At 73.2% G+C, this 24177-nt stretch carries 9 protein-coding genes; 3 read left to right on the forward strand and 6 right to left on the reverse strand.

The genetic code is table 11. The annotated features are described in order from the left end of the window. Nucleotides 1-40: 40 nt before the first annotated feature. The 6 genes from B1H29_RS11705 to B1H29_RS11730 form a co-directional block, all read right to left on the reverse strand. Nucleotides 41-289 (reverse strand): ATP synthase subunit C, encoded by a 249-nt coding sequence (locus tag B1H29_RS11705; RefSeq protein WP_029382919.1) that lies wholly within the window; start codon nucleotides 287-289, stop codon nucleotides 41-43. Nucleotides 290-359: 70 nt separating this feature from the next. Beyond that, nucleotides 360-1169 (reverse strand): F0F1 ATP synthase subunit A, encoded by an 810-nt coding sequence (gene atpB / locus B1H29_RS11710; RefSeq protein WP_055421927.1) that lies wholly within the window; start codon nucleotides 1167-1169, stop codon nucleotides 360-362. A gap of 222 nt (nucleotides 1170-1391) precedes the next feature. Then, nucleotides 1392-1805, reverse strand: a complete 414-nt coding sequence (locus B1H29_RS11715; RefSeq protein WP_055421928.1) for a hypothetical protein — start codon at nucleotides 1803-1805, stop codon at nucleotides 1392-1394. A 268-nt stretch (nucleotides 1806-2073) separates the two neighbouring features. Beyond that, nucleotides 2074-3042 (reverse strand): 3-hydroxybutyryl-CoA dehydrogenase, encoded by a 969-nt coding sequence (locus tag B1H29_RS11720; RefSeq protein ID WP_079160166.1) that lies wholly within the window; start codon nucleotides 3040-3042, stop codon nucleotides 2074-2076. A 155-nt stretch (nucleotides 3043-3197) separates the two neighbouring features. Further along, on the reverse strand, nucleotides 3198-4541 hold the full coding sequence (gene ccrA, locus B1H29_RS11725) for a crotonyl-CoA carboxylase/reductase (RefSeq protein ID WP_055421929.1): 1344 nt from the start codon (nucleotides 4539-4541) through the stop codon (nucleotides 3198-3200). A 61-nt stretch (nucleotides 4542-4602) separates the two neighbouring features. Beyond that, a complete protein-coding gene (locus B1H29_RS11730) occupies nucleotides 4603-5106 on the reverse strand; it encodes a hypothetical protein (protein ID WP_055421930.1) in 504 nt (167 codons plus the stop codon). Nucleotides 5107-5308: 202 nt separating this feature from the next. Between B1H29_RS11730 and B1H29_RS11735 the strand changes: the two genes are divergently transcribed. The 3 genes from B1H29_RS11735 to B1H29_RS11745 all read left to right on the forward strand — a co-directional run bounded on the left by B1H29_RS11735 (nucleotide 5309) and on the right by B1H29_RS11745 (nucleotide 24140). Then, a complete protein-coding gene (locus B1H29_RS11735; protein WP_079160167.1) occupies nucleotides 5309-17101 on the forward strand; it encodes a type I polyketide synthase in 11793 nt (3930 codons plus the stop codon). A gap of 44 nt (nucleotides 17102-17145) precedes the next feature. Next, the gene (locus tag B1H29_RS11740; RefSeq protein ID WP_079160168.1) at nucleotides 17146-22764 is read left to right on the forward strand and encodes a type I polyketide synthase; all 5619 of its coding nucleotides are present in this window, start codon (nucleotides 17146-17148) and stop codon (nucleotides 22762-22764) included. A 161-nt stretch (nucleotides 22765-22925) separates the two neighbouring features. After that, nucleotides 22926-24140 (forward strand): cytochrome P450, encoded by a 1215-nt coding sequence (locus B1H29_RS11745; protein WP_055422399.1) that lies wholly within the window; start codon nucleotides 22926-22928, stop codon nucleotides 24138-24140. Nucleotides 24141-24177: the final 37 nt, after the last annotated feature.

Consider the following 24177-nt stretch of genomic DNA (forward strand, 5'->3'; position numbering starts at 1 on the left):
CAGTTCCTTCCGTCGAAGTTTCTCGTCGGCCAGGACCGGATCAGGAAGGCACCGGGTAGACGAAGCCCATGACCAGACCGATCAGGGCGAGCGCCTCACAGAGCACGAAGCCGAGGATCTGGTTCTGGCGGATCAGACCGGCGGCCTCGGGCTGCCGGGCGAGAGCCTGCGTACCGTTACCGAAGATGACACCCACGCCGATGCCCGGGCCGATGGCGGCCAGGCCGTAGCCGATCGCGGCGAAGTTGCCCTGGATGTTGGTCGCAGCGAGGGTCTGGAGAGCGGACATGCCGTTTCTTCCTTCTTGTTCAACAGGGGCCGGTGGGGGTTGGCCACCGGGCGTAGACGGGGATTGGTGCTCAGTGGTGCTCGGCGAGCGCGCCCTGGATGTAGCTGCAGGACAGGAGGATGAAGACGTAGGCCTGGAGCGCCTGGATGAACAGTTCGAAGACCGTCATCGCGAGGACCATCAGGAACGACACGGCCGAGTAGGCGATACCGATCCCGTTCAGCAGGTACCAGGCACCGATCGTGAAGATCAGCAGCAGGACGTGCCCGGCGAACATGTTGGCGAAGAGTCGCACCGCGTGCGTGAACGGCCGGATGAACACGTTCGAGAGGAACTCGAAGAACATGACGACCGGGAAGACCGGACCGAGCGACGGGTCGTAGGCGGTGATGTTCTTGAATCCGCCGAGGAAACCGTGCCGCTTGAAGGTCAGGCTCACCCACAGGATGTAGACGATCGCGGCGAGGCCGGCCGGGTAGGCGATGATCGCCGTCGCCGGGAACTGGGCGATCGGGACGATCGACCAGAGGTTCATGATCCAGATGAAGAAGAACAGCGAGACCATGAGCGGGACGTACTTCTCGCCCTCGCGCTTGCCGATCGTCTCGTAGACGACACCGCGTCGCACGAAGTCGTAACCGGCCTCGCCGACCATCTGGAGCTTGCCCGGCACCAGTTTGGGGTTTCGAAAGGCGGCCCAGAAGAACCCGACGACGATGACCGAGCTCAGAGTGGTCAGCAGCATCGGTTTGTTGATTTCGATGCCGCCTACTGTGAACAGCGGCTCGAAGAGGAACGAGTGCAGGCCGGGGGTCGGGAAACCGCACCCATCGAAAATATGACAATCAGTCTCGAAGGCGAGCGTCTTGGCGTCACTCACCGCGAGCTCCTTCAGCGTGGCGCATGGGTACGGCAACCTCGATGTGTCGGCGCGGTATGCGACCGCGAGACGGCACTGGACTGGATTTGCGGATATGGGGGCGGCGACTGGGGTCCGAGCCGTGAAGCGTCACAGGCACGGCTGCCACCCACGCCAGCTCTGCCGCAGTTGTGGCGAGACGATAGCAAATGAGCGGAAGCCTCCTTACGCCGACCCTACGGGTCACGATGGCGTCCGGGCTGTGTCCGGCTCCACGTAGAGGACCTTGGCCTTCATATGGGAGCGCACTTGCGCCGCGATCCAGACCAGGGTGGCAGCGAGCAGTGTGAAGGCGAAGCACTTCGGGTTGAAGGCGGAGCTGCTCCGCAGGGCGGTCAGGACGACCATCAACAGCAGGATCTGTGTGGTGTAGACCAGCAGCCCCATCATCTGGAAGAGATGAGGCAGGGAGCGCGCCGTCCGTTGCAGGACCATGAGGCCGCTGACCATGAACAGCACGACGAGAAGGGTGCCGAAGGCGGCGCCGAGCGCACCCTTGCTGCCGACCACGGCGGCACTGACCGCGACTCCGACCATGCCCGCGGCAACGGTGGGCAGTGCGCAGTGCAGAAGTGTTCGTACGTCGTTGGACTGCATGGTGGCAGCTCCTCCGGCGAAGTCTGGGGGACGGTGCAGGTCGTCGAGCGACGACAGTATCCCGAGAGCGCGAGGCAGAACTCACCGGGCGGCCGGTCGGGACCGGCACACCGCACGCTATCTGGGATCTCGTGAACCGTATCACAAACTATTTGATGAGGTCTTTACCTCGAAGGTGTGCTCGCTGTCACACGGACAGGCCAAGTGCCAGGTCGGCGCGGTGACAGGGAGTGCCGGAGCTGGTATGCGACCGTGATCGCAGCGGCCGTCAGTAGGTGTGGAAGCCCCGCCCGGACTTCCTGCCGAGCAGACCGCCGTCGACCATCCTGGACAGCAGCGGGGGCACCGCGTGGGCGGGCTCCTTGAACTCCTCGTACAGGGCGGCGCCGATGGCGGCGACGGTGTCCAGGCCGATGAGGTCGGCCAGTGCCAGCGGCCCCATCGGATGGGAACAGCCCAGCGTCATCGCTTTGTCGATGTTCTCCGCGTCGGCGTAGCCCGCCTCGTACATCCGGATCGCGGACAGGAGGTAGGGGACGAGCAGCGCGTTGACGACGAAGCCGGAGCGGTCGCCGACGTGGATCGCCTGCTTGCCGAGGACGCCGGTGACGAAGTCCTCGGCGGTGCGCCGGGCGCGGTCGTCGGTCAGCAGCGTGCTGACCACCTCCACGAGCCGCAGCACCGGGGCCGGGTTGAAGAAGTGCAGGCCCAGGACCTGGCCGGGGCGGTCCGTGGCCCGGGCCAGCTTCATGACCGACAGGGCGGAGGTGTTGGACGCGAGGATCGCTTCCGGATCCTCGACGACCTCGTCCAGGGTCCGGAAGACCCGCAGCTTGGTGGGCTCGTGCTCCGGGGCCGCCTCGAGCACCAACTGGCGGTCGCGCAGACCGGCGAGATCGGTGGTGAACCGCACCCGCGCCAGGGCCGCGTCGCGGTCCTCCTCGGTGACCTTGCCCCGGCGGACGCCGGCGGCGAGGGAGCGTTCCAGCCTGGCGCGGCCCCGCGCGATCCCCTCCGGTCCCGAAGCGGCGACCAGCACGTCACGCCCGGCCCGGGCGCACACCTCGGCCAGCCCCGCCCCCATCACCCCGCACCCGACCACGCCGACGCGCCGGATCGCCGGGGCCGCCGCGGTCGTCCCCGACGCGGCGGACTTCGCCTCCGGGTCGGGTGCCGGGGGCGTTCCGGTCGCCGGGGGCGTTCCGGGCGTCGCGGAGGAAGCCGTCACGGTGCTCATCTCACATCTCCTTCGGATCCTGTGGACCGTGCCCGGCGGTGCGTACGGGGGCGAAGCCGGCCGGAATCGGGGGTACGGGGCGGGCGCGGCCGCGGGTGCGCCCGGCAGGCCCTTCGCGAGGGCCTGCCGGGCGGGAAGTGGACCCGTCGGTGGTGTCAGGCGGTGGGGGCGAGGTCGCGCAGGAGGTCGAGGCGCTTCTCCCCCACGCGGGCGCGCAGATCGGGGTCGGTCACGCCCTGGCCGGGACCGTCGGCCAGGCACAGGACGCCGACCTTGCCGATGTGGCGGTTGGCCTGCACCGAGCGGGCCGCCTCGGCGATCTCCGCGAGGGGGTACACCGCGGAGAGGGTAGGCACGATCCGGCCGCTGGAGATCAGCCGGTTCAGCTCCCACTGCTCCTGGAGGTTCGCGGCGTGGCTGCCGATGATGCGCTTGAGCTTCATCCACAGGTACCGGTTGTCGTACCCGTGCTGATAGCCCGTGCTGGAGCCGCAGGTCACCACCGTGCCGCCGCGGCGGACGACGAACACCGAGATCGGGAAGGTGGCCCGGCCGACGTGTTCGAAGACGATGTGCGGGTCCTCCCCCACTTCCCGGCGGATGATGCGGCCGAGCCGTTTGCCGGCCTCGATCACCGCCGTCGGGTCGTCCGCCGTACGGTCGTCGAGGCCGATCTCCCGACGGTCGATCACCACGTCGCAGCCCAGCCGCCGGGCCGCCTCGGCCTTGGCGGGCGAGCTGACCACGCCGACCGGGATCCCGCCGCCGTTCTTGACCAGTTGCACCGCGTAGGCGCCGAGGCCGCCGGCCGCGCCCCAGACCAGTACGACGTCGCCCTGCTTCATCCGGGCCCCCCGGTCGCCGACCAGCATCCGGTAGGCGGTCCCCGCGCACAGCGGGTTGCAGGCGGCCTCCTCCCAGGTGAGGTGGCCGGGCTTGGGGATGAGCTGGCTGGCCCGCACCACCGCGTAGTGGGCCAGACCGCCGAAGTTGGTCTCGAAGCCCCAGATGCGCTGTTCGGCGCCGAGCATCCCGTCGGCCTGGGTGGCCGCTTCCTGGTCGTCGACCTGGACACAGCTCACCACCACGTGGTCGCCGGTCTTCCAGTGCCGTACGCCGGACCCGGCGCGCACCACCACACCGGCCCCGTCGGAACCCAGCACGTGGTACGGCTGGTCGTGCCGCGCCGCCCAGCCGCCCTGTGCGGCGAAGTTCCGCAGGAAGCGGAAGGTGGACAGCGGTTCGAAGATCGCCGACCACACGGTGTTGTAGTTGACGGCGCTGGCCATGACGGCCACCAGCACCTCGTCCGGCGCCAGTTCGGGCATCGGCACCTGCCCGACGCGCAGCGACTTCCGGACATCCTTGTCGGCCACGCCCTGGAACATCTCGGCGTCCTCGGCGCGCAGGTAGGCCGCGGTGTACTCCGTGGGCGGTGCGAGGCCGTCGAGTTCCTCCGGGGGCGCGCCCGCCCGCACCGCTTCGGACAGAGAGGTCATGGTTCGCCTTTCCCGGGATGCGCACGCCCGAGCGCCGGTCCGTGCGCCGCATGGTCGGTCCCTAGTCGCGGTAGCAGTGCACCTCGTCGGCGGGAATCCAGTCGCCGTTCTCCTCGAATTTGACGAAACCGCGCTTCACGTAGTGATTCTCGTCGACGATTTCGTACCGCTCCTTGAGCAGGAAAGTCTTGCCGAACCCTATGCACTCGCCGACGAAAGCCAGCCGGCCGTCCTCCCAGCCCCCGGCGGTGAGGAGCGTGCGATTTCCCCAGTCGTCGTAGTAGTAGCCGGAGAATGCCGAGTCCGACTCGACCCACTGGACGACGAAACGTCCCGTGAGGTCGTGCTCCGGAACTCGCTGCGTCATCTCGTAGGCGTGTCCGGAGAAGGTGGACGCCGTGTTCCAGGAGGCGATCCCCTTGGTGGGCGGGTCGGCGGTGAAATTCGTCCACTCCGCACGGAAGTCGCCGAGCAGGAAATTCAGGTCGGTCATCTTCTCCGGGGCCGGCGGCTTGGTGAATTGCTGTTCCCCGGACGGTGTGGATTCCTGCTCGGAGATACTCATTGCGGGACGAGCCCCCATCCTGAATGACGCAAGGAAATTTCCTGCATGCTATGCATCGAGTGACCCCTGTCGCCAACCCCTATTGCCTCCTCATTCACAGGGGCCCGGATGCTGGGGTGGCTGCGGGGACGCGGTTAGGGGCGATCAGCGCATACCTTCGGCGCCGAAGGGCGCGGTATGCCAATCTCTGGGGCGGGTTCAGGTGACGAACGAAGCGCAGCTTGTTGATTACCTCAAGAAGATGGCAGCCGACCTGCGGCAGGCTCATCGGCGCATCAGGAAACTCGAGGCCGAGGGCGCCGAACCCGTCGCCATCGTCGGGATGGCCTGCCGGCTGCCCGGTGGCGTCGGCTCCCCCGACGAGCTGTGGGACCTCATGGTGCGCGGCGAGGACGCCGTCACCGGCATGCCCACCGACCGCGGTTGGGACCTGGGCGCCCTCTACGACCCGGATCCGGACCGCCCCGGCACCTCGTACGCCATGGAGGGCGGGTTCGTCACCGGCGCCACCGAGTTCGACGCCGAGTTCTTCGGGATCTCTCCGCGCGAGGCCCTGGCGATGGACCCGCAGCAGCGGTTGCTGCTTGAGACCGCGTGGGAGGCCCTGGAGAACACCGGGCTGGATCCGCGCTCCCTGGCCGGCTCGCGCACCGGTGTGTTCACCGGCCTGATGTACCACGACTACGCCACCGGTTCGGGCCCGCTGCCCGATGAGGTCGAGGGCTACCTGAGTACGGGCACGGCCGCCAGCGTGGCCTCGGGGCGGATCTCGTACTTCCTCGGCCTGGAAGGCCCGGCCGTCACCCTGGACACCGCCTGCTCCTCGTCCCTGGTCACCCTGCATCTCGCGGTGCAGGCACTGCGCGACGAGGAGTGCGATCTGGCGCTGGCGGGCGGTGCGACGGTCATGTCCACCCCGGCCACGTTCGTGGAGAACTCCCGGCAGCGCGGCCTGGCCCGCGACGGCAGGTGCAAGTCGTTCGCCGCCGCGGCGGACGGCGTCGGCTGGGGCGAGGGCTCCGCGCTGCTGGTCGTCGAACGGCTCTCGGACGCCCGGCGCAAGGGACACCAGGTCCTGGCGGTGGTGCGGGGCAGCGCGGTCAACCAGGACGGCGCCTCCAACGGTCTCACCTCGCCCAACGGCCCCTCGCAGCAGCGGGTGATCCGCCAGGCCCTGGAGTCCGCCCGGCTCGGACCCGCGGACGTCGACGTGGTGGAGGCGCACGGCACCGGCACGACCCTGGGCGACCCCATCGAGGCGCAGGCCCTGCTCGCCACCTACGGCCGGGACCGCCCCGCCGACCGCCCGCTGCGGCTGGGCTCGGTCAAGTCCAACATCGGTCACACACAGGCCGCCGCCGGCGCCGCCGGGATCATCAAGATGATCCTGTCGATGCGGCACGAACAGGTCCCGCGGTCCCTGCACATCGACCGTCCCACGCCCGAGGTGGACTGGTCGGCGGGTGCGGTGGAGCTGCTGGCCGAGAACCACCCGTGGCCCCGCACCGACCGGCCCCGGCGAGCCGGGGTGTCCTCGTTCGGGATCAGCGGCACCAACGCCCACGTCGTACTGGAGGAGCCGGAACCGGAACCGGTCCAGGACGCCGACGAGACCGGCCCGGACGGCACCGCGGGCACCGCGGGCGCCGCGCCGCGGGGCCTGCCGGTCGTACCGGTGGTGCTGTCGGCGGCCACGGCCGCGGCGCTGCCGGCGCAGGCCGCCCGGCTGCACGCGCACCTGCTGGACCGGCCCGAACTGGCGCTGGACGACGCGGCGTGCGCGCTGGCGACCACCCGCACCGCCTTCGGGCACCGGGCCGTGGTGGTGGCCGAGGACCGCGCCGACCTGCTGGACAAGCTGGCCGAGCTGGCAGCCGGCGGCAGCCCCGCCGGGCTCGTGAGCGGCATCGCGGACGAGGTGCGCGGCGCCGTGCTGTTCACCGGACAGGGTGCGCAGCGGCCCGGTATGGGCCAGGAGTTGTACGCGGCGTTCCCCTCGTTCGCGAGCGCGCTGGACGACGTGTGCGAGGAACTGGACGCGAGGCTGGACAGGCCGCTGCGTCCGCTGCTGTTCGCCGCCGCCGACAGCGCCGAGGGACGGCTGCTCGACCGGACGCTGTACACCCAGTCGGCGACGTTCGCGCTCGGAGTGGCGCTGTTCAGGCTGCTGGACGAGTGGGGCGTGCGCCCGCGGCTGCTGGCCGGGCACTCGGTGGGCGAACTCACCGCCGCCCACGTGTCGGGAATGCTGTCCCTCTCCGACGCGTGCGAACTGGTCACCGCGCGCGGCCGGCTGATGCAGCGGCTGCCCGAGGGCGGCGCGATGGTCTCGGTGGCGGCGACCGTCGAGGAGGTGCTGCCCCAGCTCGCCGGTCACGAGTCGGTGGCCGGCATCGCGGCGGTCAACGGGCCCGGCTCGGTGGTGGTGTCGGGCGACGAGGACGTGGTCGTCGCGATCGCGGCGCACTTCACCGGCATGGGACGCGCGACCCGCCGGCTCCCGGTGAGCCACGCCTTCCACTCGCCGCTCATGGAGCCGGTGGTGGCGGAACTGCGGCAGGTGGCCGGACGGCTGTCGTTCGGTGAGCCGGCCATCCCCGTGGTCTCCAGCGTGACGGGCACCCTGCTCGACCCGGCCGACTGGGCGGATCCGGCCTACTGGGCGCGCCAGGTGCGCGAGCCCGTCGTCTTCCACGAAGTGGTGCGCACCCTCGCCGCAGAGGGTGTGAGCGTCTTTCTCGAACTCGGCGCCGACGCCGCCCTGACCTCCATGGTGGAGGAGACCCTGGCGTCGGAGGAGGCCGCGGCCGCCGTCGCCGTACCGGCGCTGCGCCGCAGGCGTTCGGAGGTCCACACGCTGACGGCCCTGCTGGCGCACGCGCACACGGCCGGGGCGGGCGTCGACTGGTCGGCGTTCTTCGGCTCCCGCCCGACGCGGCCGGTGCCGCTGCCGACGTACGCCTTCGAGGGCACGCGGTACTGGCTGCGGGGTGTGCCCGGGCCGGGAGACGTGGCCGCGGCCGGACTCGCGCCCGCCGGGCACCCCCTGCTGGGAGCCACGCTGGTCCCGGCCGCCGAGGGGGGCCGGCTGTTCACGGGGCGGCTGTCCGTCGAGAGCCATCCGTGGCTGGCGGACCACGCGATCGACGGCACCGCGCTGCTGCCCGGGACCGCCGTGGCCGAGCTGGCGCTGTGGGCGGGCGGGCACTTCGGGCTCGACCGGGTGGCCGACCTCGTCCTGGAGCTGCCGCTCGTCCTGCCGGCACAGGGCGGACTGCGCGTGCAGCTCTGGGTGGGAACCGAGAAATCGGCGGGCGAACGCGAGTTCGGCCTGTACGCGCAGCACGAGCAGTCCGCCGAGGACGTGTGGACGCGGCACGCCCAAGGCACCCTCGCCGCGGCCCGCGGCGTACCGGACGGGGATCTGACGGCCTGGCCACCCGCGGGTGCCGAGGCGGTGGACATCGCCGGTCTGCACGCCGGTTTCGCCGCGGCCGGTTTCCACTACGGCCCGGTGTTCCAGGGGCTGCGCGCGGTGTGGCGGCTCGGGGACGAGGTGTACGCCGAGGTGCGGCTGCCCGAGGAGGCCGCCGGGGACGCCGGGGAGTTCGGGCTGCATCCGGCGCTCGCCGACGCCGCGCTGCACGCGTCCGCCTTCGCGGGCGGCGAGTTCGGCGGCGCCGGGCAGGGCAGGCTGCCGTTCGCGTGGCGCGGGGTGTCCCTGTACGCCGCGGGGGCGGCCGCGTTGAGGGTGCGGCTGACCCCGACCGGCCCGGACACGCTGGCGCTGCTGTTCGCCGACGCCACCGGCCGTCCGGTGGCCACGGTGGACTCACTGGTGGTACGGGCCGCCGACCGGCCGACCGCGCCGGACACCGCCGCGAGCGCGCTGCTGGTGCCCTCCTGGGTGCCGGTGGATCCGGTGGAACAGGCGGGCCGCTGGGCCGTGCTGGGCGCGGGACCGCTCGCCGGCCTCGCCGGGGCGGAGCGGTACGACGACCTGGCCGGGCTGGGCGCCGCGGTGGACGCGGGCGCCCCGGTTCCGGAGTTCGTCGTCGCCGCGTCCGGGCCGTCCGACGGCTCCTGCGACGCGCGCGGCGCGCACGACGCCGCCACGCGGGCGCTGGAGCTGCTGCAGTCGTGGCTCGCGGACGACCGGTTCGAGTCGTCCCTGCTGGTCACGGTGGTGCGGAACGCGGTGGCCGCCGAGGACGGCGCCGCCCCCGATCCGGCTCAGGCGGCCGTCTGGGGTCTGCTCGGCTCGGCCGTCACCGAGCATCCGGGCCGGATCGCCGTCGTGGACACCGACGGCACCCCCGAGTCCCTGGCCGCACTGCGCGGCGCGGTCGCGGACGAACCGCGGGTCGCCGTGCGGGCGGGCCGGGTCCTCGCGCCGAGGCTGTCCCGGGCCACGGGCACACCTGCGGCGGCCCGGGGGATCGATCCGAACGGTACCGCCCTGATCACCGGCGGCACCGGCACCCTCGGCGCCCTCCTCGCCCGCCACCTCGTCCACCACCACCACGTCACCCACCTCCACCTCACCAGCCGACGCGGACCCGACGCCCCCGGCGCCCGACAACTCCACGACGAACTCACCCGCGCCGGCGCCCACATCACCCTCACCGCCTGCGACACCACCGACCCCACCGAACTGGCGAACCTCCTCGCCACCATCCCCCGAGAACACCCCCTCACCACCGTCATCCACACCGCCGGCACCCTCGACGACGCCACCACCACCAACCTCACCGACACCCAACTCCACACCGTCCTCCGACCCAAGATCGACACCGCCACCCACCTCCACCACCTCACCCTCGACCACCCCGTCACCACCTTCGTCCTCTACTCCTCCGCCGCCGGACAACTCGGCACCGCGGGACAGGCCAACTACGCCGCCGCCAACACCTACCTCGACGCCCTCGCCCACCACCGCCACGCCCACGGCCAACCCGCCACCTCACTCGCCTGGGGCCTGTGGAACACCCGCAGCGGCATGACCGGCCACCTCGACGACGAGCAGACGCTGCGCCGACTGGCCGAGGCGGGCATGCCGGGTGTCTCGGAGCAGCAGGGCCTGGCCCTGTTCGACACGGCGGTCGCGCTGGACGCCCCGGTCGTCGCGCCGTTGCCGCTGGCCCTCGGCGCGTTGCGCGCCCAGGCCGCCGCGGGCACGCTGCCTCCGCTCTTCCGGGGTCTGGTGCGGGCCCCGGTCCGGCGGGCCGGCGCCGCCGGCGGGCCGTCCGATACGGGCTCGGCGTTCGCGGAAAGGCTGCGGGAGCTGCCGGAGCAGGAGCGCACGCGTGTCCTGCTGGACCTGGTCCGCGCCGGCGCGGCGAGCGCGCTGGGTCATGCCACGCCCGACGCGCTGGACGCGCGGCGGACCTTCCGGGAGCTGGGCTTCGACTCGCTGGCCGCCATCGAGCTGCGCAACGCGGTGGGTGCGGCGACGGGACTGCGGCTGCCCGCCACCCTGGTCTTCGACCATCCGACGCCGTCGGCGGTGGCGGACTTCCTGCTGGGTGAGCTGACCGGTCACGCGCCGGGTCCTGACGTGCCGCGGCCGGCCGCGGAGCGGTCCGAAGAACCCGTCGCCATCGTCGGGATGGCGTGCCGCTACCCCGGCGGGGTGGCCACGCCGGAAGACCTGTGGGACCTGGTCGCGGCCGGCCGGGACGCGGTCTGCGGCATGCCCGAGGACCGCGGCTGGGACGTGGAGCGGCTCTACGACCCGGAGGGGGCCAGGCCCGGCACCTCGTACGTGCGCCAGGGCGGCTTCCTGCTGGACGCGGCCGACTTCGACCCGGAGTTCTTCGGCATCTCGCCTCGTGAGGCACTGGCCATGGACCCGCAGCAGCGGCTGCTGCTGGAGACGTCCTGGGAGGCACTGGAGCGGGCCGGCCTGGACCCGCGCGCGCTGCGCGGCAGCCGGACCGGGGTGTTCACCGGCATGATGTACCACGATTACGGCGCCGACCGCGACGGGCTGCCCGAGGAGGTCGAAGGGCTCATCGGAACCGGCTCGGCCGGCAGCGTCGCCTCGGGCCGTATCGCGTTCACGCTGGGTCTGGAGGGGCCGGCGGTCACTCTCGACACGGCCTGCTCCTCCTCGCTGGTGGCCCTGCACCTGGCGGTACAGGCACTGCGTACCGGGGAGTGCGACCTGGCGCTGGCCGGTGGTGTGACCGTGATGTCCACCCCCGGGGTGTTCGTGGAGCTGTCCCGGCAGGGCGGGCTGTCCCCCGACGGCCGCTGCCGGTCCTTCGCGGCGGGCGCGGACGGCACGGGCTGGGGCGAGGGCGCCGGCCTGCTGCTGGTCGAGCGGCTGTCCGACGCGCGCCGAGACGGCCACCCGGTACTGGCCGTGGTGCGGGGCAGCGCGGTCAACCAGGACGGCGCGTCCAACGGGCTGACCGCACCCAACGGTCCCTCGCAGCAGCGGGTGATCCGGCAGGCCCTGGAGTCCGCCCGGCTCGGACCCGCGGACGTCGACGTGGTGGAGGCGCACGGCACCGGCACCACGCTGGGCGACCCCATCGAGGCGCAGGCCCTGCTCGCCACCTACGGCCGGGAGCGGTCCGCCGACCGCCCGCTGTGGCTGGGCTCGGTCAAGTCCAACATGGGGCACACACAGGCGGCGGCCGGTGTGGCGGGCATCATCAAGATGGTCATGGCGATGCGGCACGGCGTGCTGCCCAGGACCCTCCACGTGGACGAGCCGACGCCCGAGGTGGACTGGTCCACGGGCACGGTGGAACTGCTCGCCGAGGAGCGGCCGTGGCCGGCGGACGGCCGTCCGCGCCGGGCCGCCGTGTCCTCGTTCGGTATCAGCGGCACCAACGCCCACGTCGTCATCGAACAGCCACCGGCCGACGAGCCGGCCGAACCGTCCGGGCCGGTCCCGGGCGGAGTGCTGCCGTGGGTGCTCTCCGCGCACAGCCGCGACGCGCTGTACGCCCAGGCCGACCGCCTGGTCACCCATGTCACGCGGCGACCGGAGCTGTCCGCGGCGGACGTCGCCGCCGCCCTGGCGGGCAGGGCCCGACTGGCCCACCGGGCGGTGGTGCTGGGCGACGACCGGGAGGAACTGCTGGCGACGGCGGCCGGGCTGGCCCGCCTGGCCGAGGAGCCGGACGCGGTGCCGCCGCCCGGCGTGGTGACGGGTGCGGTGCCCGGCGAGCACCGTGTCGTCTTCGTCTTCCCCGGTCAGGGAGCACAGTGGGCGGGCATGGCCGCGGAACTGCTCGACTGCGAGCCGGTCTTCCGGGAGCGGATGCTGGAGTGCGAGCGGGCGCTGAGCCCGCACGTCGACTGGTCGCTGCTCGCCGTGCTGCGGCGGGAGGCGGACACGCCGCCGTGGGACCGGGTGGACGTGGTGCAGCCGGCGCTGTGGGCGGTGATGGTGTCACTGGCCGCGCTGTGGCGTGCCTACGGCGTCGAACCGGACGCCGTGCTCGGTCACTCGCAGGGCGAGATAGCCGCCGCCTGTGTCTGCGGTGCCCTCAGCCTCGACGACGGGGCCCGGGTGGTCGCGCTGCGGGCCGGGGCGATCGGGTCGGTGCTGGCCGGGCGGGGCGGGATGGTGTCGCTGGCGCTGCCCGCGGCGGCGGCCCGGGAGCTGACCGCCGGGTGGCCCGGGCGGGTCTCCGTGGCCTCCGTCAACGGGCCGGCCAGCACTGTGGTGGCGGGTGAGCCCGACGCGCTCGACGCGCTGCTCGCCCGGTGCGACGAGAACGGTGTCCGGGCCCGGCGCATCCCGGTGGACTACGCCTCGCACACCGCCCAGGTGGAGGCGATCGAGGCCGACCTGGCCGCCGCGCTGGCGGGGATCACGCCGCGCGCGGCGTCCGTCCCGTTCTTCTCGACGCTCACCGGTGCCCCGTTGGACACGACGGAGCTGGACGCCGGGTACTGGTACCGGAACCTGCGCCACACGGTGGAGTTCGAGGCGGCCACCCGAGCCGCGCTGGACGAGGGCTGCACGGTCTTCGCGGAGATCAGTCCGCACCCGGTGCTGGTGCCCTCGCTCCAGGACAGCATCGACGCGGCGGGCCGCGCCGCGGTGGCGGTGGGGTCGCTGCGCAGGGACGACGGCGGCGCACGGCGCTGGCGTACCTCGGTCGCCGAACTCGGCGTGCTGGGCGTCGAGGTCGACTGGTCGCCGGTGCTCGGTCCGCCCGGCGCCCGGCCTCCGGTGGAGCTGCCGACCTACGCCTTCCGACGCCGGCGGTTCTGGCTGGAGTCCCGCCGTGGCGCCGGCGACCTGACCACGACGGGCCTGGAGGTGGCGGACCACCCGCTGCTGGGCGCGTCCGTGGCGCTGGCGGGCGGCGAGGGCGTGCTGTTCACCGGCCGGCTGTCCGGGCGTACCCACCCCTGGCTGCTCGACCACGCCGTCTCGGGCACGGTTCTGCTGCCGGGCACCGCCTTCGTGGACCTGGCGATCAGGGCGGGCGACCGGCTCGACCGGCCGCACCTGGACGAACTCACCCTGCACGCGCCGCTGCTGCTGGGCACCGGCGCCCAGGACGAGGTGACGGTGCAGGTCCGGGCCACGCCGGACGACGACGGGGACCGGGCCACGGTCACCGTGCACTCCCGTACCGGCGAGGCGGGCTGGGTACTGCACGCGTCCGGCGTCCTGGGCCGGGAGGCGGACGAGGAGCCCGCGCCGGAGCCGGCCTGGCCGCCGGCCGGGGCGGAGCCGGTGGAGGCGGACGGCGTCTACGACGTCCTCGCCGAGGGCGGCTACCACTACGGGCCGGCCTTCCGGGGCCTGCACGGGGTGTGGCGGCGCGGCGAGGAGCTGTTCGCCGAGATCCGGCTGCCGGAGTCCGAGCGGGAGGAGGCGGAGCGCTACGGCGTGCATCCGGCACTGCTGGACGCCGCCCTGCACGCCATGGCGTTCGCCGCGGATCCGGACGCGGGGGTGCGGCTGCCGTTCTCCTGGACGGGGGTGCGCCTGTACGCGACCGGCGCGACCACGGCCCGGGTGCGGCTGACCCCGTCCGGGGACCGGCTCGGTGTGCTGCTCACCGACGAGGCCGGACACCCGGTGGTGTCGGTGGGGGCCCTGGTGACCCGGCCCGCCGACCTCGGCCGGCCCGCGGACACCGCCGTACGGGAGGCGCTGCTCCATCTCGACTGGTCCGTCGTGCCCGACGGGACCGAGGACGGTGGGCCGGCCGGGACGTACGCGCTCGTCGGTGACGACCCGTTCGGTCTGGCGGGCCCGGACGCGCGAGTGCCGGTGGTGTCCGGTACGGAGGAACTGGCCGCCGTCGGCCCGGTTCCGGACCTCGTGGTGCGCTGCCTGGCGCCCCGGGGGACGGACGATCCCGCGGCGGCCGCGCACGCGGCGGCGCAGGAGACGCTCGGGTGGCTGCGCGACTGGCTCGCCGACGACCGGTTCGCCCGGTCCCGCCTGGTGCTGGTGACCTCCGGGGCGGTGGCCGCGGGCGACGGTGAGGATGTCACCGATCTCGGCAACGCGGCCTGTTGGGGCCTGGTGACCTCGGCCCAGACCGAGAACCCCGGGCGCCTGGCCCTCGTCGACCTGGACGGGCACGACGCGTCCCGGGACGCGTTCGGGGCCGCGCTGCGCTCCGCCGAGCCCCGGGTCGCGATCCGCGGGGGCGCGGTCACGGCGCCGCGGCTGGCGCGGACCGCGTCGCATCCGGCGCTGCTGCCGCCCCCGGGGCCGGTCCCGTGGCGGCTGGAGAGCACCGGCCGGGGCACGATCGAGAACGTGGCCCTGGTGCCCTGCCCCGAGGTCCTCGACCCGCTCGGGCCCGGACAGGTACGGATCGCCGTGCACGCGGTCGGGCTGAACTTCCGGGACGTCATCGTCGCCCTCGGCATGGTCGAGGGGCAGAACGGCATCGGCGGCGACGTCGCCGGCACCGTCCTGGAGGTGGGGTCCCAGGTGGCCAACGTGGCCGCGGGCGACCGGGTGCTGGGCCTGTGCCCGGACTCGTTCGGTCCGGTGGCAGTGTGCGACAGCCGGTTCCTGACGCCGATGCCGGACGGCTGGTCCTACGAGCAGGCGGCGACGGTCCCGATCACGCATCTCACCGCGTACTACGGGCTGGTGGACCTGGCGGGCGTCCAGCCCGGTGAATCGGTGCTGGTGCACGCGGCGGCGGGCGGCGTCGGGGTCGCGGCCGTCCAACTGGCCCGTCGGCTGGGAGCCGAGGTCTTCGGCACCGCCAGCCCCGGCAAGTGGGAGACGCTGCGGGAGTACGGGCTCGACGACAAGCACATCGCCAACTCGCGGACCCTGGAGTTCGAGCAGGAGTTCCTGGAGTCCAGCGGCGGGCGCGGCATGGACGTCGTCCTGGACTGCCTGGCCGGCGAGTTCGTCGAGGCGGGGCTGCGCCTGCTGCCGCGCGGCGGCCGGTTCCTGGAGATGGGCAAGACCGACAAGCGAGACCCGGAGCAGGTCGCCGCCGGCCACCCGGGCGTGCGCTACCAGGCCTACGACCTGCTGGAGGCCGGGCCGGACCGGATCCAGGAGATGCTGGTCGCGGTGATGGACCTGTACCGCGAAGGGGGTCTGCGCCGGCCGCCGGTCACCGTCTACGACCTGCGGCGGGCACGGGAGGCGATGCGGGACCTGAGCCAGGCCAAGCTGGTCGGCAAGGCCGTGCTGACCGTGCCGCGGGGGATCGATCCGAACGGTACCGCCCTGATCACCGGCGGCACCGGCACCCTCGGCGCCCTCCTCGCCCGCCACCTCGTCCACCACCACCACGTCACCCACCTCCACCTCACCAGCCGACGCGGACCCGACGCCCCCGGCGCCCGACAACTCCACGACGAACTCACCCGCGCCGGCGCCCACATCACCCTCACCGCCTGCGACACCACCGACCCCGCCGAACTGGCGAACCTCCTCGCCACCATCCCCCGAGAACACCCCCTCACCACCGTCATCCACACCGCCGGCACCCTCGACGACGCCACCACCACCAACCTCACCGACACCCAACTCCACACCGTCCTCCGACCCAAGATCGACACCGCCACCCACCTCCACCACCTCACCCTCGACCACCCCGTCACCACCTTCGTCCTCTACTCCTCCGCCGCCGGACAACTCGGCACCGCGGGACAGGCCAACTACGCCGCCGCCAACACCTACCTCGACGCCCTCGCCCACCACCGCCACGCCCACGGCCAACCCGCCACCTCACTCGCCTGGGGCCTGTGGAACACCCGCAGCGGCATGACCGGCCACCTCGACGACGACGACGTCCGGCGCATGGAACGGGCGGGCATGCGACCGCTGGACGACGAGGAGGGCCTGGCCCTGTTCGACCTCGCCGTCGGGGCGGACGTACCGCTTCAGGTGATCACCCGGCTGACCGCGTCGGCCCTGCGCGGTGGGGCGGATGGCGTGCCGCACCTGTTCCGGGGCCTGGCGGGCGGCACCGTCCGGCGGGTGGTGCGGTCCGGCGGCGACGGCTCCGAGTTGCGGACCCGGCTGACCGGGCTGGCCCCCGCGGAGCAGCGGCGCAGGCTGCTGGAGCTGGTCCGGTCGAACGCGGCCACCGTGCTGGGCCATCCGTCGGCGGAGGCCGTCACGGCGGAGCAGTCCTTCAAGGACCTGGGCTTCGACTCGCTGACCGCCGTGGAGTTCCGCAACCGGCTCGGGGCGGCGACCGGACTGCGGCTGCCCGCCACGCTCGTGTTCGAGCATCCGACCCCGGCCGCGCTGGCCGGCCAGTTGCTGACGGAGCTCGCTCCGGCCGGGCTGTCGGGCGTCGAGGCGGCGCTGACGGAGGTGGACGCGCTGGAGACCACGCTGGCGGACATCGCGGCGGCCGACGGCGACCACGAGCGCGTCCTGCGGCGGCTGCGCGGCCTGGTGTCCAAGTGGAGCACCCCGGAGGGCGGACCGGCGGCCGGTGACGGGGACGGGCTCGACGACCTCGACACGGCCACCACCGACGACCTCTTCGACGCGATTGACAAGGGTTTCGGTCTCTGACCGACGCCGATCGTCCGGGAACACCATCAAGGAGCTGCTAGCTAATGTCCGACGAGGAGAAGGTCCGCGACTACCTCAAGCGGGCTGTCGCCGAGGCGCGCGGCCTCCAGCACCGGCTGCGCGAGGTCGAGGACAAGGCGCGCGAGCCGATCGCCGTCGTCGGCATGGCCTGCCGGTTCCCGGGCGGGGTGCGGACACCGGAGGACCTGTGGCGCATGGTGGCGCAGGGGGACGACGCGATCGCGGGGTTCCCCGCCGACCGCGGCTGGGACGTGGACCGGCTGTACCGCTCCGACGCCCAGGAGTCCGGCGCCTCCACCACCCTGGAGGGCGGGTTCCTGGAGGGCGCGGGCGACTTCGACGGGGACTTCTTCGGAATCTCGCCGCGTGAGGCCCTCGCGACCGACCCCCAGCAGCGGCTGCTGCTGGAGTCCTCGTGGGAGGCGCTGGAGCGCTCCCAGGTCGACCCCCGCTCGCTGCGCGGCAGCGCCACCGGGGTGTTCTTCGGGGGCACGGGCGGCGATTTCGCCGGCCTGCTGGCCGCGTCACCGCAGGCCCTGGACGGCTACATGCTGACCGGCACCTCCAGCAGCGTGCTGTCGGGCCGGGTCTCGTACCTGCTGGGGCTGACGGGGCCCGCGGTGACGGTGGACACCGCCTGTTCCTCCTCGCTGGTCTCCGTGCACCTGGCGACGCAGGCCCTGCGCAAGGACGAGATATCGCTGGCCCTGGCCGGTGGCGTGTCGGTGCTGGCGACCCCCGGCGCCTTCCCCGAGTTCTCCCGGCAGGGCGGCCTGGCCGCCGACGGCCGGTGCAAGGCGTTCGCGGCCTCGGCGGACGGTACCGGCTGGGGCGAGGGCGTCGGCGTCCTCGTACTGGAACGGCTCTCCGACGCCCTGCGTGCCGGTCGCCCGGTGCTCGCCGTGCTCCGGGAGAGCGGGATCAACCAGGACGGTGCCAGCAACGGCCTCACCGCGCCCAGCGGTCCCGCCCAGCGCCGGCTCATCCTGCGCACCCTCGACAACGCCGGGCTGGCCACCGCCGACGTCGATCTGGTGGAGGCGCACGGCACGGGCACCAAGCTGGGCGACCCGATCGAGGCCCGGGCACTGCTGGCGACCTACGGCCAGGACCGCCCGGCCGACCGGCCGCTGTACCTCGGCTCGGTGAAGTCGAACATCGGCCACACGCAGTACGCCGCCGGAGTCAGCGGCGTGATCAAGACGGTCATGGCCCTCAGGCACGGCGTCATGCCGAAGACGCTGCACGTGGACGAGCCGACGCCGCACGTGGACTGGTCCGCGGGCGCGGTGGAGCTGCTGACCGAGAACCGGCCCTGGCCCCCGGCCGACCGTCCGCGCCGGGCCGCGGTGTCCTCCTTCGGAGTCAGCGGCACGAACGCGCACGTGATTCTGGAGGAGGCGCCGCAGGCCGGTCCGGTGGAACCGGAGGCGGAGAGCGGGGTGGCGCCGGTGTCGTCGCCGGTGGTGCCGTGGGCGCTGTCGGGCCGGACGGAGGCGGCGCTGCGGGCGCAGGCGGCGCGGCTGGTGGAGCACCTGGAGCGTGATCCCGACGCGTCCTGGCTGGACGTGGGGTGCTCGCTGGTGCGGACGCGGTCGGCGTTCGAGCAGCGTGCGGTGGTGCTGGGCGCCGGCCGGGAGGAGTTGCTGGCGGGGGTGCGTGCGGTCGCCGGGGGCACGCACGCGCCGGGAGTGGTCACCGGGCGGGCCGCCGACTGCGGTGTGGTGTTCGTGTTCCCGGGTCAGGGTTCGCAGTGGGTCGGTATGGGGCGTGAGTTGTGGGACGCGTCGCCGGTGTTCGCGGAGTCGATGGTGGCGTGTGAGCGTGCGCTGGCTCCGTTCACGGACTGGTCGTTGCGGGATGTGGTCTTCCGTGACGGTGATGATCCGTTGTGGGCGCGGGTGGATGTGGTGCAGCCGGTGTTGTGGGCGGTGATGGTGTCGCTGGCCGCGGTGTGGCGTTCGTTCGGGGTGGAGCCGGCCGCGGTGGTGGGCCATTCGCAGGGTGAGGTGGCGGCCGCGTGTGTGGCGGGCGGGTTGTCGTTGCAGGACGGTGCGCGGGTCGTGGCGGTGCGTTCGCGGCTGGTGCGGGAGAGGCTGTCGGGCCGGGGCGGTATGGGTTCGGTGGCGTTGCCGGTGGCGGAGGTGGAGGAGCGGCTGGCCGGGTTCGGGGGCCGGGTGGGGGTCGCGGCGGTGAACGGTCCGTCGTCGGTGGTGGTCTCGGGTGAGACCGAGGCGCTGGAGGCGTTGCTGGCTCAGTGCGAGGAGGAGGGGGTGCGGGCCCGTCGCATCGCGGTGGACTACGCCTCCCACTCCGCCCAGGTGGACGCGCTGAACGAGGATCTGCTGGCGGAGCTGGCGGAGATACGCCCGCAGTCCTCGTCGGTGGCGTTCTATTCCACGGTGACGGGCGAGCAGGCCGACACCGCCGGGGTCGACGCGGCCTACTGGCTGCGGAACATGCGGGAGACGGTCGCCTTCGAGGCCGCCGTGCGCACCGCCGTCGACGAGGGGAACCGCACCCTGCTGGAGATCAGCCCGCACCCCGTGGTGGTCATGGCCGTGCAGGAGGTCATCGACGGCATGGGAGTCGCGGCCCACGTCTCCGGCTCCGTGCGCCGCGACGACGCGGGCGCCGACCGGCTGCTGGCGTCGCTGGCCGAGGCGTACGCGGCCGGCGCACCCGTCGACTGGACGAGGCTCTTCCGCGGCACCGACGCGCGTCCCGTGGACCTGCCCACCTACGCCTTCCAGCGGGAGCGGTACTGGCTGCGCCCGCCTGCCTCCGGCTCCGGTGACGTGACCGCCGCCGGTCTGCGCTCCCCCGGGCATCCGCTGCTCGGGGCCGCCGTGGAGCCGGCGGAGTCCGACGGCCTGATCCTCACCGGGCGCCTCTCGCTGCGCGACCACCCCTGGCTGGCCGACCACCGCGTCATGGGCACCGTCCCCCTCCCGGGGACCGCGTTCGTCGAGCTGGCGGTGGCCGCGGGCGATCTCGTCGAGTGCCCGCACGTCGAGGAACTGACCATGCAGGCCCCGCTCCTGCTGCCCGAAACCGGCGACCTGGACCTCCAGCTCACCGTGAGCGCCCCGGACGGGACCGGGCGACGCGAGATCGGACTCTTCGCCCGCTGCGACGACGACATCTCGGCCGGGTCCTGGGTCCGGCACGCCACCGGCGTGCTCCGCCCCGTCGGTCCCGCCCCCGAGGAGGCCTCCGCGCTCTGGCCGCCGCACGGCGCGGAGCGCCTCGACGTGGACGATCTGTACGAGCGGTCGGGCGACGGTCCGTTCGCCTACGGGCCGGCCTTCCACGGCCTGCGGGCCGCGTGGTCGCGCGGCCGGGAGGTCTTCGCGGAGGTTCGCCTGCCACAGGAGCTGCACGAGGAGGCGGGCGACTACCTCCTGCACCCCGCGCTGCTGGACGCGGCACTGCACGCGGTGGGTCTGGGCGAGCTGCTGGACACCGGTGGACAGCCGCTGCGCCCGTTCGCCTGGAACGCGGTGTCCCTGCACGCCACCGGGGCCACCGCCCTGCACGTGACCCTCTCCCCCGCCGGGGAGAACGCCGTGGCCCTGCACGCCGTGGACGGCACCGGCGCGCCGGTGGCCACGGTCGGTTCGCTGCTGCTGCGGCCGGTCGGCACCGGCGGCCCGGACACCGGGCGGTCCGCCACCCGTCCCTCGCTGTTCGGCATGGAGTGGACGCCCGTCCCGCTGCCCGTGCCCGACGCCGCCCCTTGGGCGGTCCTGGGCGCGGACCCGGAGCGGGCGGCGCGATGGGCGGGCTCCGAAGGCGGTGTGGAGCACCACGCCGGGGCGGCCGAGCTGACCGCGTCCCTGACCGCGTCCCCGGAAGCGGGCGGTCGGCGGCCGTCGTTCGTCGTCCTGGATCTGACGGCCGGTGACCCGGACGGCCGGGGCCCCGCGGACCTCGCCCGGGAACGCGCCGGTGCGGTGCTGGCGGCGGCACGCGCGTGGGTCTCCGAGGACCTCGACGAGCGGCTCGCGACGGTGCCGCTGGTGGTGGCCACCTCTCACGCCGTGGGCACCTCGCCCGAGGATCCGGTGACCGGGCTCGGTTCCGCCGCGCTGTGGGGACTGGTGCGCTCGATCCAGTCGGAGAACCCGGGCCGGTTCGTGCTGCTGGACCTCGACGACGACCCCGAGTCCGTGCGGGCGGTGCCGGGCGCGGTCGCGTCCGGGGAGGCAGAGATCGCCCTGCGCCAGGGTGCCGGGCTGGTGCCGCGGCTCGCCCGGACCCCGGTGGCCGAAACGCCCGGGGACGTGCCCGGCGCGGGACTCGACGCGCTCGACCCGACGGGCACGGTGCTGGTGACGGGGGCGACCGGGGGCCTCGGCGCACTCGTCGCCGCGCGGCTGGCCGAGCGGCACGGCGTACGGCACCTGCTGCTGCTCAGCAGGCGGGGCCCGGACGCGGACGGCGCGGACGAACTGCTCGCCCGGCTCGGTGAGCTGGGCGCGACGGCGACACTGGTGGCGTGCGACGCGGCGGACCGTGAGGCGCTGGCGGAGGCGCTCGGCCGGATTCCCGCCGAGCATCCGCTGACCGCCGTGGTGCACTGCGCCGGTACCGCCGAGAACGCGCTGCTGGCCGCGCTGACCCCCGAACTGATCGACCGGGTCTTCCGTCCCAAGGTGGACGCGGCGATGCATCTGCACGAGCTGACGGCCGGCCTGGACCTGTCCGCCTTCGTGCTGTTCTCCTCGATCGCGGGCACCCTCGGCGGCACCGGTCAGGGCAACTACGCGGCGGCCAACACGTTCCTCGACGCACTCGCCCGGCACCGGCGCGGACGCGGGCTGGCGGCCACGTCGCTCGCCTGGGGGCTGTGGGAGGCCGAGCGCGGCATGGGCGGCGGTCTCACCGAGGCGGCTTCGGCGGGCACGCCCATGCGCGGGGTGTCCGCGCTGCCCTCCGCGGAGGGCCTGGAGCTGTTCGACCTCGGCTGGCACAGCGCCGAGCCGGTGCTGTTCCCGGCACGGCTGAACGGCGCCGCGCTGCGGGCCCAGGCCTCGGCCGGTTCCCTGCCGCCGGTGTTGCGGGGGCTGTTCCGCGTGCCGGGCCGACGGTCGGCGCAGGACGGGAGCCAGGACGCGGGGGCCCGGTTGCGGCGGCGCCTCGCGGAGATGGGGCCCGCTGAGCGGCGGGACGCCGTGCTGGCGCTCGTACGCGACCTGATCGCCGCCGTGCTGGGACACGCCTTCGCGGACCGGATCGAGACCGACCGGCCCTTCCGCGACCTCGGGTTCACCTCGCTCACCGCCGTGGAGTTGCGCAACCAGCTCAACGCCGTCACCGGCCTGCGCCTGCCCGTCAGCCTGGTCTTCGACTACCCGACGCTGGGCGAGTTGGTGACCCTGCTGGTGGGCAAGCTGTGCCCGGACGGTGCGACGCAGGCGGGCGGGACGCCCGAGGCCGACCGGGAAGCAGCCGTGCGGCGCGCTCTGTCGTCCATTCCGCTGGACCGGCTGCGGGAGCACGGCCTCCTCGACACGCTGCTCGCCCTGTCGGGTGACGGCCCGACGGCCGGGTCCGAGGCGGCCGACCGCAGCGAGGAGATCAAGTCCATGGACGTGGCGGCGCTCCTCGCGATGGCCAGGAGCACGACGTCACAGTGACGCGGCGGCCCCGCTCGCCGTCCCGTCGGGTTTGCCACCGGCGGCACGGCGAGTGGGGCCCCTTAGGGGGCGGGTCTAGGGGCTGGGCGTGCATAGCCTGCGAGAAGCCGCGGACCCGCCCTCACGCGTTTCGAAACCTTCACGAGTCAGGAGAGCATGTCATGGCCGAAGCGCCTTCCGAGCCCATAGCGTTCCCCTTCCCCGAGCCGCCCTCCGTCCGTGACCTGCCCCCCGAGCTGGCCGAGATCCGTGACGGCGAGTCCGTCGTGGAGGTGAAGTTCCCCGACGGCATCTCCGGCTGGATGGTGACCAAGCACGCCGACGTCCGCAAGGTGCTCGTCGACTCCCGGTTCAGCAGCAAGGTCATGGCCAGTGCGGCCGCGAGCATGTCGGAGACCGAGACCGGCAAGCTGATGAACGAGTCCCTCGTCGGCATGGACGCGCCGGAGCACACCCGGCTGCGCAAGCTGGTCACCCGGGCCTTCACCGCGCGCAAGGTCGAGCAGCTACGGCCTCGCGTCGCCGAGTTGGTCGCCGAGTTGCTGGACGAGATGGAGAACCAGCCGCGACCGGTCGACCTGGTCAAGGCGTTCTCCGTGCCGCTGCCGGTCCGGGTGATCTGCGAGCTGCTCGGCGTGCCGGCCAAGGACCAGGAGACGTTCCACGCCTGGTCCAACGCCCTGCTCGGGGACTGGAGCCAGGTCGTGGAGAAGGAGGCCGCGACCGTCTCCCTGGTGGGGTACTTCGGTGAACTCATCGCCGCCAAGCGGGAGAACCCGGCCGACGACCTGATCACCGCGCTGATCAAGGTGAGCGAGGAGGACCCGACGCTCACCGACCGCGAGATCACCGCGCTGAGCATCGGTATCCTCAGCGCCGGCCACGAGACGACCGCCAATCAGATCAGCATGTTCCTGGTGCACCTGCTGAACGATCGCGACCAGCTCGAGGAGGTACGCGCGAACCCGGAAGCGCTGCCGCGTGCCATCGACGAGCTGCTGCGGTTCGTGCCGCTCACCACGACCGGCGGCATCATCCCCCGGCTGACCACCGCCGAGGTGGAGCTGAGCAACGGCAAGGTGCTGCCGGCGGGCGCCGTCGTCCTGCCCGCGGTCGCCACCGCCAACCGGGACCCCGAGGTCTTCGCGGACGGGGAACTGCTGGATCTGGGCCGTGAGCACAATCCCCACCTGGCCTTCGGCGCCGGTATCCATCACTGCCTGGGCGCCCAGCTCGCCCGTATCGAGCTCCAGGAGGCATTCAAGGCGCTGCTGGAGCGCCTGCCGTCGTTGCGACTGGCGGTCCCCGAGTCGGAGCTGCGGCTCAAGAGCGCTTCGATCATCCGCGGTCTCGAAAGCCTGCCCATCACCTGGTAGGCGGTGCGACGGCGAAGGGCCCGGCAGGCGACGCGCC

It is taken from the genome of Streptomyces pactum (assembly GCF_002005225.1).
Classification (GTDB): Bacteria; Actinomycetota; Actinomycetes; order Streptomycetales; family Streptomycetaceae; genus Streptomyces; species Streptomyces pactum_A.